Origin of the sequence: Pseudomonas sp. QD4 (genome assembly GCF_049199125.1) — a bacterium.
In the GTDB taxonomy this organism is placed as follows: domain Bacteria; phylum Pseudomonadota; class Gammaproteobacteria; order Pseudomonadales; family Pseudomonadaceae; genus Aquipseudomonas.
The window spans coordinates 468,390-484,957 of sequence record NZ_JBLZOM010000002.1 but is presented as its reverse complement, the minus strand read 5'-3'; the positions used below and the strand labels follow the sequence as shown (position 1 = coordinate 484,957).

Below are 16,568 nucleotides of genomic sequence, written 5' to 3'. Positions count from 1 at the left end.
AAGCCTGCCAACAAATGCCAGGCGCTACCAGCGACCATGATCAGGTTCGGGGTTTTTCCCGATAACCCTAAGTGGGCAGGAAGCGCCTTCTGCTATCACCTGAGGCTATCGGTGGATATGCATAAGTGATTAGCCGCTGTGTCGGGCGCTGGCTAAAGTCGCGCCATCGCTCAAGACGTACCGGCCACCGAGGCGTTTCTTCGGGCGACTCAACAACTACAAAAAGCCAGCCCTGGCGCTTGCCCGGGGCCTGTCTCAAGGAACACTCAAATGACCCGTCCAGATCCTGCCCTGGCGTTGTCCAGCGCCATCTCCAAAAGCCGGCTGCGTTTGCTGCCGTTCCTGATCCTGATGTACATCCTGGCGTTTATCGATCGCTCCAATGTCGGCTTCGCCAAAGCCGCGCTGCAGGCCGATACCGGTCTGGGCGACGCGGCGTTCGCCTTCGGCGCGAGCATCTTTTTCGTCGGTTACGCGTTCTTCGAGGTGCCGAGCAATTACATGCTGCACCGCCTGGGCGCCAAGGTCTGGCTGTGCCGGATCATGGTCACCTGGGGCCTGGTGTCGGCGGCGATGATGTTCGCCCACAACGCCGAAACCTTTTACGTGCTGCGCTTCATGCTGGGGGTGGCCGAAGCCGGCTTCTTCCCGGGGATCATCCTTTACCTCACCTATTGGTTCCCCGCGCAAAGCCGTGGCCAGGCCCTGGGCCTGTTCTATTTCGGCTTGCCGCTGGCGCTGGTGTTGGGCAGCCCGCTGTCGGGCTGGTTGCTGGAGTTCCATGGCGTGTTCGGCCTGACCAACTGGCAATGGCTGTTTGTGGTCGAAGGCCTGATGGCTTCGGTGGTTGGCATCGCCGCCTATTTTTACCTGGTCAACCGTCCGGCCGATGCCCGCTGGTTGAGCCCTGAACAGAAGCAGGCGCTGCAAGACGCCCTGGCCGAAGAGGACGCCCAGAAACAACACAGCAGCCCCCACGGTTTCCTCAGCGCTTTGCGCAACCCTCGGGTGCTGCAATTCTGCCTGGCCTATTTCACCATCCAGATGAGTGTCTACGGCGTGGTGTTCTACCTGCCGACCCGTATCGCCGGGCTGCTCGATGGCCATGTCGGGCTCAGTGTCGGCCTGATTACCGCGATCCCCTGGGTCTGCGCCCTGGTTGTCACGCGCCTGGTCACCCGCTATGCCGACCGCAGCGGCCAGCACCGGCGCATGGCGGTGTGCATGCTGACCATGGCCGCACTGGGCATCGCGGCCTCGGCCCTGGGCAACAGCATGGTGCCGGTGGTGCTGGCGTTCTGTTTTGCCGCCGCCGGATTCGTCGCGGTTCAGCCGCTGTTCTGGACCATCCCCACCGGTTACCTGAGCGGTGCCGCCGCCGCTGGCGGGATCGCCCTGATCAACTCCATCGGCAACCTGGGCGGCTTTGTCGCCCCCAACCTGAAAACCGTGATGGAAAGCCAGTTTGCCGACCCGCGCGCGGGCATGTTTGCCCTGGCCCTGGTGGGCATCCTCGGCGCCATCCTGCTGGCTCGACTGCGCACCGGCACTACCCCGAACTCTCCCCAACAGCTCAAACCAGCCCAGGTTGGCTGAACTCTACCCAAGCGTTAGCAAGGAACTGTATCCATGAAAATCAAAGCGATCCGTACCCGCGTTTTCGAGTGGAAAGGCAAGGTCGTCCCACCCCAGGCGCACTTCTGCACCAACGCCAGCGATATCCTGTTCGAGCGTGGCGATGCCATGGGCTCGTTCCGTTTCCACGGCTGGCTGGTGGTTGAAGTCGAGACCGACACCGGCCTCGTCGGTATCGGCAACTGCGCCCTGGCACCGCGGGTGGCCAAGGAAATCATCGACACCTACCTGGCACCCATCGCAATCGGCGAAGACCCGTTCGACAACGAATACATCTGGCAGAAGATGTACCGCCAGAGTCACGCCTGGGGCCGCAAGGGCATCGGCATGGCGGCAATCTCGGCCATCGATATCGCCATCTGGGACATCATGGGCAAGGCGGTGAACAAGCCGGTGTTCAAGCTGCTGGGCGGGCGCACCAAGGAAAAGATCTGGACCTACGCCTCCAAACTGTACGCCAACGACAACCTCGACCTGTTCCTCGAAGAGGCCCAGGGCTATCTGAACCAGGGCTTCACCGCGCTGAAAATGCGCTTCGGCTACGGCCCCAAGGACGGCCCGGCCGGCATGCGTCGCAACATCGAGCAAGTGCGCGCCCTGCGTGAGCTGGCCGGACCGGACATCGACATCATGCTGGAGTGCTACATGGGCTGGACCCTGGAATACGCGCGCCGCATGTTGCCCAAACTGGCCGAGTTCGAGCCGCGCTGGCTGGAAGAGCCAGTGATCGCCGATGACATCGAGGGTTATATCGAACTGAAGAAGATGGGCATCATGCCGATCTCCGGCGGTGAGCACGAGTTCACCTCCTATGGCTTCAAGGACCTGCTGGAGCGGCGTGCGGTGGACGTGATCCAGTACGACACCAACCGGGTCGGCGGCATTACCGCGGCACGTAAAATCAATGCCCTGGCCGAAGCCTGGTCGGTGCCGGTGATCCCCCATGCCGGGCAGATGCACAACTACCACCTGACGATGTCCACCACCGCTTCGCCAATGGCCGAGTTCTTCCCGGTGTTCGACGTCGAAGTCGGCAATGAGCTGTTCTATTACGTGTTCAAGGGTGAGCCGCAGCCGGTCAACGGTTACATCCAGCTCGACGATCACAAGCCGGGCCTGGGCCTGGAAATCTCCGACGACTACCTCGGTGATTTCAACATCATCGAGTAGGCCGCCCGTTCGTGGACACCTGTCGCCGCGCCCAGGGCGGCAGGTTCAGGGCTTTCTCAGCACCGTGGGCTGCAACACCAGCCACAACGCCGCGCCAATCAGCGCCCCGCCATAGAGGTGGGCCATGGACAGCGGTTCATCCAGCAGCAACGCCCCCCACAACACCCCGAACAGCGGAATCATGAAGGTCACGGTCATCGACTTGACCGGCCCCACCGAACTCAGCAGGCGGAAGTAAAGAATGTAGGCCAGCGCCGTGCACACCAGGCCCAGGCCCAGCAGCGACAGCCACACGCTCCAGCCGCCCCAGCTGGCGGGCGGTTGGGTAAAGGTGCTGTAGGCGAACAACGGCAGCAGCAACAAGGTGGCGCCGAGCATGCTGCCCAGGGCGGCAAGGCGGCTGTCGAGGCCACCGGCCTGGTCCAGCCAGCGCCGTGCCAGAAAGCCGGCAAAACCGTAGCAGGTGGTGGCCAGCAGGCAGGACAGGGCGCCCAGCAACAGTTGCAGGTCAAAGGCCATGGGCCCGGCGCGGGTCAGGATGCCGACCCCGAACAGTCCCAGGCAGACCCCGGCGATCTTCGCCAGGCTGAGTTTTTCATGGAAGAACAGGCCACCGATCAACACGCCCATCAACGGCGTGGTGGCGTTGAAAATGGCCGAGTAACCGGCCGGCAGCACCTGGGCAGCCACTGAATACATGGTGGCGGGGATGCCCGAGTTGATCATCCCGAGCAGCAGGACGATTTTGAACTTGCCGCGAAAATCCCAGCTGATGCGCATCAGCGTCAGGATTACCAGCAACCCGCCGGCGGCGATCGAGACTCGAAAAAACGCTGTGGGCACCGTGCCCAGCACGGGCGCGATGATTCGCATAAACAGGAAGCTCGCGCCCCAGATGGCAGCTAATGACAGCAGGCGCAGGATATCGACAGGGCTCACGGCAAACTTCTCACCTAATGGGGGCGAGAGTGTGCCGAGAGGCCCCTGGCCTTGCAAACCCTAATCGGTCTTTTACAACACGAAACGCGTCACCAGGCCGTTGAGGTCGATGGCCAGGCGCGACAGCTCCTGGCTGGCGGCGGAGGTCTGGGTGGCGCCGGCGGCGGTCTGGGTCGAGAGGTCGCGGATGTTCACCAGGCTGCGGTCGACGTCGCGGGCCACCAGAGCCTGCTGCTCGGCGGCGCTGGCGATCACCAGGTTGCGCTGGCTGATCTGAGAGATCGCGCTGGTGATTTTCTCCAGGGCACTGCCCGCGCTATTGGCCCGTTGCAGGGTGTGCCCGGCCTGCTCGGCGCTGCTTTGCAGGGCGCCGACCGTGGCGTCGGTGCCTTGCTGGATGCGGGTGATCATCTGTTCGATTTCTTCGGTGGAGTCCTGGGTGCGCTGGGCAAGCGAGCGTACCTCGTCGGCCACGACCGCAAAGCCGCGCCCGGCTTCCCCGGCCCGCGCCGCTTCGATGGCGGCGTTGAGTGCCAGCAGGTTGGTCTGTCCGGCGATGCCGCGAATCACCTCCAGCACCTTGCTGATGTCCTGGGCTTGCAACGCCAGGCCCTGGGCCTGGGCCGAGGCACCGAGCACTTCGTCCACCAGTTGCTGGATCGAACTGATGGTTTCACTGACCTGGTAATGGCCGTGCTTGCTGTCCTCGTCCGAGGCTTGCGAGGCCTCGGCGCTGGACACCGCGTTGCCGGCCACTTCATCCACTGCCGCGCTCATTTCGGTGACGGCGGTGGCGGCCTGTTCGATTTCATCGTTCTGCAGTTGCAGGCCCCGGGTGCTCTGCTCCATCACCGAACTCATTTCTTCGGCGGCGGAAGCCAGTTGCTGCGACGATTCGCTGATGCCGTGCAGGGTCGAGCGCAGGTTGGCCTGCATTCCGGCCAGGGCGGTGAGCAATTGCGCGGGTTCATCGGTGCCGTCGCTGCCGATGGGTTGGCTCAAGTCGCCGGCGGCGATGGTCTGCGCCACCGCCAGGGCCTGGGCCAGCGGGGTGGTGATGCTGCGGGTCAGCATCCACGCCAGTAGCAGGGTGCCAACCAGGGCGATGCCAATGATCAGGCTGACAATCCACAGCGAACGGTCGTACATCGCGGCGGCGTTGTCGGCGGCCAGGTCGGCGCCCTCCTGGTTGAAGGTGATCAAGTCCTCCAGGCCCTGGTCGAGCACTGTGCCCTGGGGCGCCAGTTCGCTATTGAGGCGTTTATAAGCCTGCTCGGACTGGCCGGCGTCGATCTCGGCGATGATCTGGTCGAGGATCTGCAGGTAGCGACCGACCAGGGTCTTGAGTGCATTGAGCTTGGCCTGCTCCTGGTCGTTGCTGAGCAGGGCCTGGTGGTCGACGAGGCGTTTTTGCAGTTCCTGGCGCTCGCTGGCGATGATGCCTTTGCTTTTGTCGTGGCTGGCCGCCTGGTCGTTGGCGATCAGGCGCACCGCTTCAAGGCGGATAGCGGCGATATTGGCCGCGCTGTCGTGGATGTTTTCGATGCTTGGCATCCACGACTCCTCGATGACTTTTGCACTTTCGCGCAGGGCGGCCATCTGGCCCAGGCAAAACATCCCGACCACGATCAACAGGCTGGCCAGCACCCCGAAGCTCAAGCTGGCGCGCAGGCCGATGCGGATGTTCCTGATAGACATAACGTGCTCCTTGGTCATTGAAAAAACAGTGTTCCCTTGTCGGTTCGGATCTTGTTGTTAGAGGTTCAAGGCGCGCTGTATATCAAAGTGCCATCATTCTGGTAAGGCCGGCGCAGAGCGCTCCAGGCGGCAAAAAGGGCAAGGCTGGAAGTCGGTGAAAAGTGCGCTCGAATAATTTGACGTCACTTTTTTGCCGCGCAGGGCAGGTGGCAGGCGGGCTGTAGATGAATCGATTAATCACGAAAGGGGTGACTGATCGGTGCTTTTATTGACCGAACGGTCGATTAAAAAAACTTCGGCGCAGGTTGCCGATCACCGACCGATGCCGGCCTCGGCGCGCAAAAATTGCGCTTCTCTGCACCGGCTTCACTGGCTAAGCTCAGGCTTCGAAAATTCCCGCAGAGGTCTCCTTTATGCCGCAGCCATGGCCCGCCGCCGATATCGCTCGAATGATCCTTGAGGGCTTCGACGATTACCGCGAGCATTTTCGCCAGATCACCGACGGCGCCCGTGCCCGCTTCGAGCGTGCGCAATGGCAGGAGGCACAGACGGCCTCGGCGGCACGGATCAACCTGTACGAGGAGAAGGTCGCCGAAACCGTCGCCCGGCTGCACGCGGCCTTCGCGGACAAGGCCTTGCTCGACGTCAGCCAGTGGCCCCTGGTCAAAAGCGCCTACATCAGCCTGATTGACCTGCGCTTTGACGATGAGCTGTCCGAGACTTGGTACAACTCGACCTTCTGCGGGCTGTTCAGCCATGACCTGATCAGCGACGGCTGCATGTTCATCCACACCACCCGGCCCACCCTGCGCCGGGCCCGGGCCGCGCAAACCCGTATCTACAAGCCCGATGGCGAGCTGTCGGCGATGCTCGAGCAGATCTTTGTCGACTACAGCTTCAGCGAGCCCTACGCCGACCTGGCGGGGGACCTCAACCGCCTGCAAGCGCAACTGCGCGAAAACCTGCCGGACTGGGTGTGCAAGGACCCGCAGCTGGCGGTCGAGCTGTTTTCGTCGGTGCTGTACCGCAATAAAGGCGCGTACCTGGTGGGCCGCATCTACACCCAGGATGAGCAGTGGCCGCTGGTGATTCCATTGCTGCACCGCGAAGGGCGGGGGATTCAGATCGACGCGCTGATCACCGACGAAGCCGATGTGTCGATCATCTTTTCCTTCACCCGTTCCTACTTCATGGTCGACGTGCCGGTGCCGGCGGAGTTCATCGGCTTTCTCAAGCGCATCCTGCCGGGCAAGCACATCGCCGAGCTCTACACCTCGATCGGCTTCTACAAGCACGGCAAGTCGGAGTTCTACCGGGCGCTGATCAACCACCTGGCCAACACCGACGATCAGTTCATCATGGCCCCCGGCGTGCGCGGCATGGTCATGAGCGTGTTCACCCTGCCGGGTTTCAACACGGTGTTCAAAATCATCAAGGACCGTTTTTCGCCGTCGAAGAACGTCGACCGCGCCACGGTGATCGAGAAGTACCGGCTGGTGAAAAGCGTCGACCGCGTGGGGCGCATGGCCGACACCCAGGAGTTCGCCGATTTCCGCTTCCCCCTGAGCAAGTTCGACCCGGCGTGCCTGGCCGAACTGCTGGAAGTGGCGGCGTCGACGGTGGCGGTGGAGGGCGATACGGTGCTGATTCGCCACTGCTGGACCGAGCGGCGCATGACCCCGCTCAACCTCTACCTGGAAAACGCCGACGAAGCCCAGGTGCACGAGGCCCTGGAAGATTACGGGCTGGCGATCAAGCAACTGGCGGCAGCCAATATCTTCCCCGGCGACATGCTGCTGAAAAACTTTGGCGTGACCCGCCATGGCCGGGTGGTGTTCTACGACTACGACGAGATCTGCTTTCTCACCGAAGCCAACTTCCGCCACATCCCGGCCCCGCGCACCCCGGAAGACGAGATGGCCTCCGAGCCCTGGTACTCCATCGGCCCGCTGGACGTGTTCCCCGAGGAGTTCCCGCCGTTCCTGTTCGCCGACTTCGCGCAGCGCAAGCTGTTCGATCAGTTGCACGGCGAGCTGTACAACGCCGATTACTGGAAAGGCCTGCAAGAGGCGATTCGTGCCGGAAAAATCATCGATGTCTTTCCTTACCGGCGCAAAGGCGCGGAGGAATAGAGTCAGCGACACGCTGCAAGCGGCAAGCTAAAAGTGGGCCGTTGCGTTAATCTTGCCGCTTTTCGCTTGAAGCTAGCCGCTGCTCTATGACTATTGACCACCTGCTGAAAAACCTCGACCACGCCATGCTCGCCGACCGCCAACGGCTGCGGCGGCAATTGCTCGAGCTGCGCAAGAAGCCCGACGAGGCCAAGCTCGCGCAGTGGGTCGAGCGCATGCAGGCGTCTTGCGCCCAGGTCACGGCGCGGCGCGCCAGCCTGCCGGTGATTCGCTATGACGACAGCCTGCCGATTGCCGCCAAGCGCGATGAAATCAAGGCGGCGCTGCTCAAGCACCAGGTGTTGATCATCGCCGGCGAAACCGGCTCGGGCAAAACCACCCAGTTGCCGAAAATCTGCCTGGAAATCGGCCGCGGCCAGCACGGCATGATCGGCCACACCCAGCCGCGGCGGATCGCGGCGCGCAGTGTTGCCAGCCGGGTCGCCGAAGAACTGGCCACGCCCCTGGGGTCGCTGGTGGGTTATCAGGTGCGGTTCGAGGACCAGAGTGATTCCAACACCCTGATCAAGCTGATGACCGACGGCATCCTGCTCGCGGAAACCCAGAACGACCGCTACCTGGAACGCTACGACACGATCATCGTCGACGAAGCCCACGAACGCAGCCTGAACATCGACTTCCTGCTGGGCTACCTGAAGACCCTGCTGCCGCGTCGTCCCGACCTGAAAGTCATCATCACCTCGGCCACCATCGACCTGGAGCGCTTCTCCGAGCATTTCGACAAGGCGCCGATTGTCGAGGTGTCCGGGCGCACCTTCCCGGTGGACACCTGGTACCGCCCCCTGACCCTGGAGCAGGACGAAGAGGGCAACCGGGTCGAAGACGACCTGACGGTGGATCAGGCAATTCTCGCCACCCTGGATGAAATTGCCGCCTATGAGCGCAGCGAGCGCCGCAGCCCCGGGGATGTGCTGGTGTTCCTGCCCGGCGAACGGGAGATCCGCGACGCCGCCGAAATGCTGCGCAAGGCCCAGCTCAAGCACACTGAAATCCTGCCCTTGTATGCGCGGCTGTCACCGGCCGAGCAGCAGCGGATTTTCCAGTCGCACCCGGGGCGGCGTGTGGTGCTGGCGACCAACGTTGCGGAGACCTCGCTGACGGTGCCCGGCATCCGTTATGTGATCGACAGCGGCACCGCACGCATCAGCCGCTACAGCTATCGGGCCAAGGTCCAGCGCCTGCCGATCGAAGCTATTTCCCAGGCCAGCGCCAACCAGCGCAAAGGCCGTTGCGGTCGAGTCGAGCCGGGTATCTGCATCCGCTTGTACAGCGAAGAAGACTTTATCGGGCGTCCGGAATTTACCGACCCGGAGATCCTGCGCACCAACCTCGCGGCGGTGATCCTGCAGATGCTGCACCTGCGCCTGGGGGAAATCACCGACTTCCCGTTTATCGAGCCGCCGGATGGCAAGGCCATCAGCGATGGTTTCAACCTGCTGCAAGAACTCTCGGCCGTTGACCGCAACAGCCAGCTGACGCCGTTGGGCCGGCAATTGGCGCGCTTGCCGGTGGACCCGCGCATGGGCCGCATGCTGCTGGAAGCGGCCAAGCTCGGCAGCTTGCAGGAAGTGCTGATCGTTGCCAGCGCCATGTCGATCCAGGACCCGCGCGAGCGGCCGCCGGAGCGTCAGCAAGCGGCCGACCAGGCCCATGCGCAATGGAAGGACGTGGACTCGGACTTCGCCGGGCTGGTCAATCTGTGGCGCGGTTTCGAAGAGCAGCGCCAGGCCCTGACCGCCAGCCCGCTGCGCAACTGGTGCCGCAAGAACTTCCTCAACTACTTGCGCCTGCGCGAGTGGCGCGACTCCCATCGGCAACTGAGCCTGATCTGTCGCGACCTGCAACTGAGCCTCAATAAAGAGCCGGCCGATTACCCGAAACTGCACAAGGCAGTATTGGTCGGCCTGCTGAGCCAGATCGGCCAGAAGACCGAGGACGGCGATTACCTCGGCGCCCGTCAGCGCCGGTTCTGGATTCACCCGTCGTCGGGCCTGGGCAAGAAGCGTCCGCAATGGCTGATGACCGCCGAGCTGGTGGAAACCACCAAGCTGTACGCGCGCATGGTAGCCAAGATCGACCCCGACTGGATCGAGCCCCTGGCCGGGCACCTGATCAAGAAAAACCACTTCGAACCCCATTGGGAGAAGAAGCGCGGGCAGGTGGTGGCCTACGAGCAAATCACCCTGTTCGGGCTGATTGTGGTGGGCCGGCGTCCGGTGCATTACGGCCCGGTGGACCCGGTGGTGTCGCGCGAGCTGTTTATCCGTGAAGGCCTGGTGCGGGGTGAAATCCAGTCCCGGGCCAAGTGCCTGGCGGCCAACACCCGCCTGCTGGAGCAGCTCGACGAACTGGAAGCCAAGGCCCGGCGCCGCGACATCCTGGCCGACGAAGAAACACTGTTTGCCTTCTACGATGCGCGGCTGCCGGCGGAAATCCACCAGACCGCGACCTTCGACAGCTGGTACCGGGTCAACAGCCAGAAAGACCCGCAGTTGCTGATCATGCGCGAAGAGGACGTGCTGGCCCGCGAGGCCAGTGAAGTCACCGCCTTGCAGTACCCGGACACTTTGCACATCGGTGACCTGGAGCTGGCCCTGAGTTACCACTTCGAACCCAATCACCCGCGTGATGGGGTGACCCTGCGCGTGCCGGCGCCGCTGTTGCCGGCACTGCCGGTGGAGCGTCTGGAGTGGCTGGTGCCGGGGCTGATCGAGGCCAAGTGCATTGCCCTGGTGCGCAACCTGCCCAAGGCCTTGCGCAAGAACTTCGTGCCGGTGCCGGACTTTATCAAGGCCGCCCTGCAGCGCATCGACTTTGGCCAGGGCTCGCTGCCCCAGGCCCTGGGCCGTGAATTGCTGCGCATGACCGGCGCCCGGGTCAGCGACGAAGCCTGGGCCGAGGCCGCGCAACAGGTGGAAAACCACCTGAAGATGAACCTGGAAATCGTCGACGGCCAGGGCCAGTTCCTGGGTGAAGGGCGCGACCTGGCTGAGCTCACGGCGCGTTTTGCCCAGGCCAGCCAAGCGGCCCTGGCCGTACCGCAGACCGCGAAAAGCCAGCAGCCGGTAGAGGCCAAGGTCTTTGCCGCAGTGGCAGAAAAGACCCAGCAAAAGATCGCCGGGCTGTCGATGACGGTGTACCCGGCGCTGGTGGAGGAGGGCGGCACTGTCAAGGAAGGGCGCTTCTCCACGGCCGCCGAGGCCGAGTTCCAGCACCGGCGGGCCTTGCAGCGCCTGCTGTTGCAGCAACTGGCCGAACCGGCGAAGTTCCTGCGCGGCAAATTGCCCGGGCTTACCGAATTGGGCTTGCTGTACCGCGAACTGGGGCGTGTCGAGTCGTTGGTGGAAGACATTCTGCTGGCCAGCCTCGACAGCTGCGTACTTGAAGGCGAGGCCAGCCTGCCGCGTGACGGCGCCGGCCTGGCGTCCCTGGCCGAGCGCAAGCGTGGCGGCTGGACCGAGCATGCCGAGCGTCTGGCCAGGCTGACCCTGGAGATTCTCAAGCTGTGGCACGGCCTGCAAAAACGCTTCAAGGGCAAGATCGACCTGGCCCAGGCGGTGGCGCTCAATGACATCAAGCAGCAACTGGGCAACCTGGTGTACCCGGGGTTCGTCCGCGAAACCCCGAGCCAGTGGCTCAAGGAGTTGCCGCGCTACCTCAAGGCCATCGAGCTGCGCTTCGAGAAGCTCGGCAGCCAGGTGCAGAAGGATCGGGTGTGGAGTGGCGAGTTGAGCGGCCTGTGGGCGCAATACCAGGCCCGGGCTGGCAAGCACGCCCAGGAAGGCAAGCGTGACCCGCAATTGGAGCTCTACCGCTGGTGGCTGGAGGAGTACCGGGTATCGCTGTTTGCCCAGCAGTTGGGGACCAAGGTGCCGATCTCCGACAAGCGCCTGAGCAAGCAATGGAGCCAGGTCGAGGCCTGACTGGCGGAGGGCACCTGCTTGCCGCAAGTGCCCCGTCGATCTCGCAGTTGCGGCGAAATGCCATTGGATATGGCAAACTCCGCCGTCATAAATGCCGGCCCCGGGTTCAGGCGTCACCGCCAGCCCGGGCGGATCGGAATAAAGCGATGCCAGGCTCTGCCCCGTCGATTGCGGGATGGACCCTTTACGGTTTGGTACGTCGGTGCCAATACCTTCTGCCTGAACAGAATAGAGGAACGACCGTGCATAACGTCGTCATCAGCGGCACCGGCCTGTACACCCCGGCCAACAGCATCTCCAACGAAGAGCTGGTGCAGTCTTTCAACACCTACGTGCACCAATTCAATACCGACAACGCCGCCGCCATCGAGCGCGGCGAGGTCCAGGCGCTGACCGAGTCCAGCGCCGCCTTCATCGAAAAAGCCTCCGGCATCAAAAGCCGCTTTGTCATGGACAAGGACGGCATCCTCGACCCGCAACGCATGGCCCCGCGCCTGCCCGAGCGCAGCAATGACGAATGGTCGGTGCTGTGCCAGATGGCTATCGGCGCTGCCGAACAGGCCCTGCAGCGCGCCGGCAAGACCGCCGCCGACATCGACGGGGTGATTGTTGCCTGCTCCAACCTGCAACGGGCCTACCCGGCCATCGCCATCGAAGTCCAGGAAGCGCTGGGTATCCAGGGTTTCGGTTTTGACATGAACGTGGCGTGTTCGTCGGCGACCTTCGGCATTCAGGCCGCCAGCAACAGCGTACAGCTGGGCCAGGCGCGGGCGATTCTGATGGTCAATCCGGAAGTCTGCACCGGGCACCTGAACTTCCGTGACCGCGACAGCCACTTCATCTTCGGCGACGCCGCCACCGCGGTGATTATCGAACGTGCGGACCTTGCGACCTCGCCGTACCAGTTCGACATCGTCAGCACCAAGCTGCTGACCAAGTTCTCCAACAACATCCGCAACAACTTCGGCTTCCTCAACCGCGCGGCGGAAGAGGGCATCGGTGCCCCGGACAAACTGTTCGTGCAGGAAGGCCGCAAGGTGTTCCGCGATGTGTGCCCGATGGTCGCCGAGCTGATCGGTGTGCACCTGGAAGAGAACCAGCTCAACGTCAGCGACGTGAAGCGTTTCTGGCTGCACCAGGCCAACCTCAGCATGAACCACCTGATCGTGAAAAAACTCCTTGGCCGCGAAGCCTCGGTGGAAGAAGCCCCAGTGATTCTCGACACCTACGCCAACACCAGTTCGGCCGGTTCGGTGATTGCGTTCCACACCTACCAGGACGACCTGCCGAGCGGCTCGCTGGCAGTGCTCAGCTCCTTTGGCGCCGGCTACTCGATCGGTAGCGTGCTGCTGCGCAAACGCTGATCCCACGCTAATGGGTGGGGTGAGACATGGCGCTCGCCCCATCCGCGCAGCCATCCCCCTGTAGCCGCTGCCGATAGGCTTGGGCCGCGCTGGGACGCTGGCCCTAAGCCCCACCGCGATTCTCCCGAATGTACTCCGGCGCCCATGCCGGCCAGCGCAGCCTGGCGGCAGCGGCTACCGCTATTCCCTCTGTACGCCCCCCCGCGAGCCTATCGGCACTGCTTACGTCCGAGCCGGCGCAACGCGTCTGATACAGGCTTTTTGCCTTATTTCAATTCGAAGTAAAAAAGTTCCCCTGTCATAAAATCTTTATCTATCAGCAACTCCCCTGAAATAACCGGTCGCCAAGATTCCCTCCCAACACGAGCGGGCCTGAACCGCGTGTTTTCAACGCAACAGACCACCAATTAGGGGAACTCTTCGATGATCCGTAAGCACTTCGCCGGTTTTGCTGCCAGCGCCCTGGCCATGGCAGTAACCGCCCAGGCTTTCGCTGGCACCGTCACCACTGATGGCGCCGATATCGTAGTCAAAACCAAAGGCGGCCTTGAGGTCGCGACCACCGACAAAGAGTTCAGCTTCAAGCTGGGCGGTCGCTTGCAGGCCGACTACAGCCAGTTCGACGGTGTCTACACCAAGAACGGTGACACCGCGGACGCCGCCTACTTCCGTCGCGCGTTCCTCGAACTGTCCGGCGTGCTGTACACCGACTGGGCCTACACCATCAACTACGACTTCTCCCACAACACGGGTGACTCGGATAACGGCTACTTCGACGAAGCGTCGCTGGCCTACAACGGCTTCAAGCCGGTGTCGATCAAGGTCGGTCGTTTCGACCCCGACTTCGGCCTGGAAAAAGCCACCAGCTCGAAGTGGGTTACCGCTCCCGAACGTAACATCGCCTACGACATGGTCGACTGGGCCAACAGCCACCAGAACGGCCTGGGCCTGCAGGCTTCCGGCGTCTTCGCCGAGTCGTTCTACGCGTCTGCTGGCGTGTTCAGCAAAGACACCGACGACACCGACGGCAACAGCATCAAGCAGGTCAACGGCCGCTTCGTGTTCGCCCCGATGCACGACGCGGGCAACGTGCTGCACTTCGGTGTGAACGTCGCGTCCCGTGACGTTTCCGACACCGCGTTCGACTCTCGCTACCGCACCCGCATGGGCATGCGTGGCGTTGAAACCCTGGGCGGCAACGATGCCGGCACCAACGGCAACCGTCCGGTACTGGGTGGCGCTTCGGCATCGCCTGCCGGTTCCTACGACCGTGATACTGCCCTGGGCCTGGAAGCCGCATTCGCCATGGGCCCGGCCTCGATCCAGGGTGAGTACGTCACTCGCAAGACCAAGGCCGATGCCAGCAACGTTGAAGACCTCAAGGGTCACGGCTTCTATGTACAGGGTGCCTACACCCTGACCGGCGAATCCCGTGGCTATAAAGTCGGCAAGTTCGATGCGATCAAGCCGGCGAACAAGGCCTTCGGTGCCTGGGAACTGTTCTACCGCTACGACAGCCTGACCGTGGAAGACGACAACGTGACCACCGCCAGCCTGACCCGTGATGTCGGCGACGCTTCGGTCAAGGTCCACAACCTGGGTGTGAACTGGTACGCCAACGAAGCGGTGAAAATCTCCGCCACGTACCTCAAGGCCAAGACCGATAAGGTCACCAACGCTACCGCGGCTGCCGGCGCCATCCCTGCTGCCCGCACTGGCGACGACAGCGGTGACGGTTTCGTCCTGCGCGCGCAGTACGTGTTCTAAGGTGCTGTAAAACCGATACAGAGCTCTTTCTCATCCGTTAAAGCTCCTCTCGTTTTAACCCCGCCCCGGCGGGGTTTTTTTTGGCCTCAGAACGGCGTTTCAGGCAACGGCGGGCAAGAGGTTTCGTGCAGGTACAGCCATTGGGCCGAGCCTTGGTCCAGGCCGATGATGGCCAGGGACTGGCGCGAGGTGATGCTGTTTCCCAGGCGATGGGTTTCGCGGTAGCGGATCGCCGCGACCTGGGGTTGCTGCCAGACACACTGCCACTCGCTGAGGTGGATCTGCAGGCCGGCACGGGCACCCACGGCGCCACGGAACATCTGTTCGACCTGGTCCCGACCCACCGAGGCGCCCGTGGTGGTGACCATGCTGAAGTCTTCGGCAAATACCGGCATCAGTTGCTCGATGGCGGCCAGGCCCTGGCCGTGATGGTCGGTGAATACCTGGTGGATCAGGTCATGCACCTGACGAATGCTGTGGATGGCCTGTTCAGCGCTGGAGGTGTGCATAAGTGTCCTGTTTGGCGGGTTGGAGGCGATGCAGATAAAGAAGAGGCAGCAGGCCGAGCAGGGCGGCGATGGCCCAGCTCAGGTGGTAGGCCGAGTGGGTCGGCAGGGTGCGCAGCAGCAGGTTGCAGATCATCAGCAACAGCGCGGCGCCGAGGCTGAAGGACATCTGCCGGTTGATGTTCCAGATCACGCTGCCCTTGTGTGTCAGGGCGCCGTCGAAATCCAGCAACGCCGTGGTTTGTGCGGTGTTGGCGCCGATGCCGCCGCCCACCCCCATCAGCCCATAGGCCGCGATGATCAGCGGCAGGTCGGCCGCTGTATCGACCCCGCACAGCAGACCGATGCCGGCGCTGTGCAGCAGCAGGGCCAGGCCGAACAGGCGCCTGGCGCCCATGCGCTGGTAGACCCGGCCGCAGACCAGCATGGCGATGAAGGCGCCGCCGGCGTAGAGCACCATAAAGCTTCCGGTCAGGCCGGCGCTGAAATGCAGGGTGTCTTGCAGGAAGAACATGCTCAGCAGGTTGGCCCCGGTGAACAGGCCGGGGATCGCGTAATAAATGCCGATCGAGCCGCTGAGGCGGACGCTGCGCAGCAGCCTCAGGTCGACGATGGGGTGAGTACTGCGCCGGCAATGCCTTATGTACAGCAGGCTGAAACCGACCCCGGCCAACAGGCACGACGCCGCAGCCAGGGGCGGGTAATCGGTGCCGTACAGCGACAACCCCAGGAGCAGCGTGGCCAGCGCCGCGCTGACCAGCAGCAGGCCGCGCAGGTCCGGCCGGGGCCCGGGCGGAGCGCGGCGCTCGCGGATCCAGCACCAGGCCAGGCCGGCGGCCAGCAGGGAAAACGGCAGGTTGCTGGAGAACACCCAGCGCCACGAACTGTGGTCGACGATCAGCCCGCCAAGGGGCGGTGACAAGGCGGGGGCGATCAGCGCCACGGCCATGATCAGGGTCGAGACCTTTGCCCGTTGCTCGCCCTGGAACAGATTGAACGTCAGGGCCTGCCCGACCGGAATCAGCAGGCCGCCACCGATCCCCTGGAGCAGGCGCCAGAACAGCAGCTCGGGAAAACTGCCGGCCAGGGCACAGAGCCCGGCCGTGATGCTGAACAGCAGCATCGACAGGGTGAGGATCTCGCGGCTGCCATAGCGCCCGGCCAGCCAGGTACTGATGGGCATGATCAGGGTCAGGCCGAGGATGTAGGCGTTGGCGACCCAGGCCACGGCAGTACCGGACACCTGCAGGTCGGTGGCGATGCTGGGCAGCGCCACGGCCGACATGAAGATATTGACGCAGTCGATAAAGAACCCGAGCAGGAATACCAGCGCCACTTGGTAGCGATAAGTCATGTCATCTCCCTTTTGCCGGG

Annotated in this window: 10 protein-coding genes; 6 read left to right on the top strand and 4 right to left on the bottom strand. The window is 63.1% G+C overall.

The features are described from left to right. Positions 1-270: 270 nt before the first annotated feature. Both ACOZJV_RS13070 and ACOZJV_RS13065 read left to right on the top strand, forming a co-directional pair. Positions 271-1,596 carry an MFS transporter gene (locus ACOZJV_RS13070; RefSeq protein WP_201129930.1) on the top strand — a complete coding sequence of 442 codons (1,326 nt, stop codon included), beginning with the start codon at positions 271-273 and terminating at the stop codon, positions 1,594-1,596. A gap of 33 nt (positions 1,597-1,629) precedes the next feature. Further along, entirely contained in the window at positions 1,630-2,805 is a 1,176-nt protein-coding gene (locus ACOZJV_RS13065) for an L-rhamnonate dehydratase (RefSeq protein ID WP_078473236.1), read from the top strand. A 45-nt stretch (positions 2,806-2,850) separates the two neighbouring features. On the opposite strand, the gene ACOZJV_RS13060 is transcribed toward ACOZJV_RS13065, so the two are convergent. Together ACOZJV_RS13060 and ACOZJV_RS13055 are read right to left on the bottom strand one after the other, a co-directional pair. Next, the gene (locus ACOZJV_RS13060; protein WP_078473237.1) at positions 2,851-3,744 is read right to left on the bottom strand and encodes a DMT family transporter; all 894 of its coding nucleotides are present in this window, start codon (positions 3,742-3,744) and stop codon (positions 2,851-2,853) included. 72 nt (positions 3,745-3,816) lie between these two features. Beyond that, entirely contained in the window at positions 3,817-5,442 is a 1,626-nt protein-coding gene (locus ACOZJV_RS13055; RefSeq protein WP_078473238.1) for a methyl-accepting chemotaxis protein, read from the bottom strand. Positions 5,443-5,855: 413 nt separating this feature from the next. Between ACOZJV_RS13055 and aceK the strand changes: the two genes are divergently transcribed. From aceK to ACOZJV_RS13035, 4 genes are all read left to right on the top strand, one after another. Then, positions 5,856-7,574 (top strand): bifunctional isocitrate dehydrogenase kinase/phosphatase, encoded by a 1,719-nt coding sequence (gene aceK, locus ACOZJV_RS13050; RefSeq protein WP_421547787.1) that lies wholly within the window; start codon positions 5,856-5,858, stop codon positions 7,572-7,574. Between the two features lie 86 nt (positions 7,575-7,660). Beyond that, positions 7,661-11,557, top strand: coding sequence for an ATP-dependent RNA helicase HrpA (gene hrpA / locus ACOZJV_RS13045; protein ID WP_078473240.1), 3,897 nt, complete (start codon positions 7,661-7,663; stop codon positions 11,555-11,557). Between the two features lie 242 nt (positions 11,558-11,799). Beyond that, positions 11,800-12,921, top strand: coding sequence for a beta-ketoacyl-ACP synthase III (locus tag ACOZJV_RS13040; protein WP_078473241.1), 1,122 nt, complete (start codon positions 11,800-11,802; stop codon positions 12,919-12,921). 423 nt (positions 12,922-13,344) lie between these two features. Then, entirely contained in the window at positions 13,345-14,688 is a 1,344-nt protein-coding gene (locus ACOZJV_RS13035; protein ID WP_078473242.1) for an OprO/OprP family phosphate-selective porin, read from the top strand. A gap of 86 nt (positions 14,689-14,774) precedes the next feature. On the opposite strand, the gene ACOZJV_RS13030 is transcribed toward ACOZJV_RS13035, so the two are convergent. Beyond that, a complete protein-coding gene (locus ACOZJV_RS13030; RefSeq protein ID WP_421547786.1) occupies positions 14,775-15,197 on the bottom strand; it encodes a DUF4440 domain-containing protein in 423 nt (140 codons plus the stop codon). After that, positions 15,178-16,548 carry an MFS transporter gene (locus ACOZJV_RS13025; RefSeq protein WP_421547785.1) on the bottom strand — a complete coding sequence of 457 codons (1,371 nt, stop codon included), beginning with the start codon at positions 16,546-16,548 and terminating at the stop codon, positions 15,178-15,180. Before ACOZJV_RS13025 ends, ACOZJV_RS13030 begins: the two co-directional genes overlap by 20 nt. Between the last annotated feature and the right edge of the window lie 20 nt (positions 16,549-16,568).

Excerpts from the sequence above, each read along its gene's own strand:
- hrpA (WP_078473240.1), top strand. The coding sequence starts at position 7,661 with ATGACTATTGACCACCTGCTGAAAAACCTCGACCACGCCATGCTCGCC.
- ACOZJV_RS13035 (WP_078473242.1), top strand. The coding sequence starts at position 13,345 with ATGATCCGTAAGCACTTCGCCGGTTTTGCTGCCAGCGCCCTGGCCATG.
- ACOZJV_RS13065 (WP_078473236.1), top strand. The coding sequence starts at position 1,630 with ATGAAAATCAAAGCGATCCGTACCCGCGTTTTCGAGTGGAAAGGCAAG.
- ACOZJV_RS13055 (WP_078473238.1), bottom strand. The coding sequence starts at position 5,442 with ATGTCTATCAGGAACATCCGCATCGGCCTGCGCGCCAGCTTGAGCTTC.
- ACOZJV_RS13025 (WP_421547785.1), bottom strand. The coding sequence starts at position 16,548 with ATGACTTATCGCTACCAAGTGGCGCTGGTATTCCTGCTCGGGTTCTTT.
- ACOZJV_RS13070 (WP_201129930.1), top strand. The coding sequence starts at position 271 with ATGACCCGTCCAGATCCTGCCCTGGCGTTGTCCAGCGCCATCTCCAAA.
- aceK (WP_421547787.1), top strand. The coding sequence starts at position 5,856 with ATGCCGCAGCCATGGCCCGCCGCCGATATCGCTCGAATGATCCTTGAG.
- ACOZJV_RS13030 (WP_421547786.1), bottom strand. The coding sequence starts at position 15,197 with ATGCACACCTCCAGCGCTGAACAGGCCATCCACAGCATTCGTCAGGTG.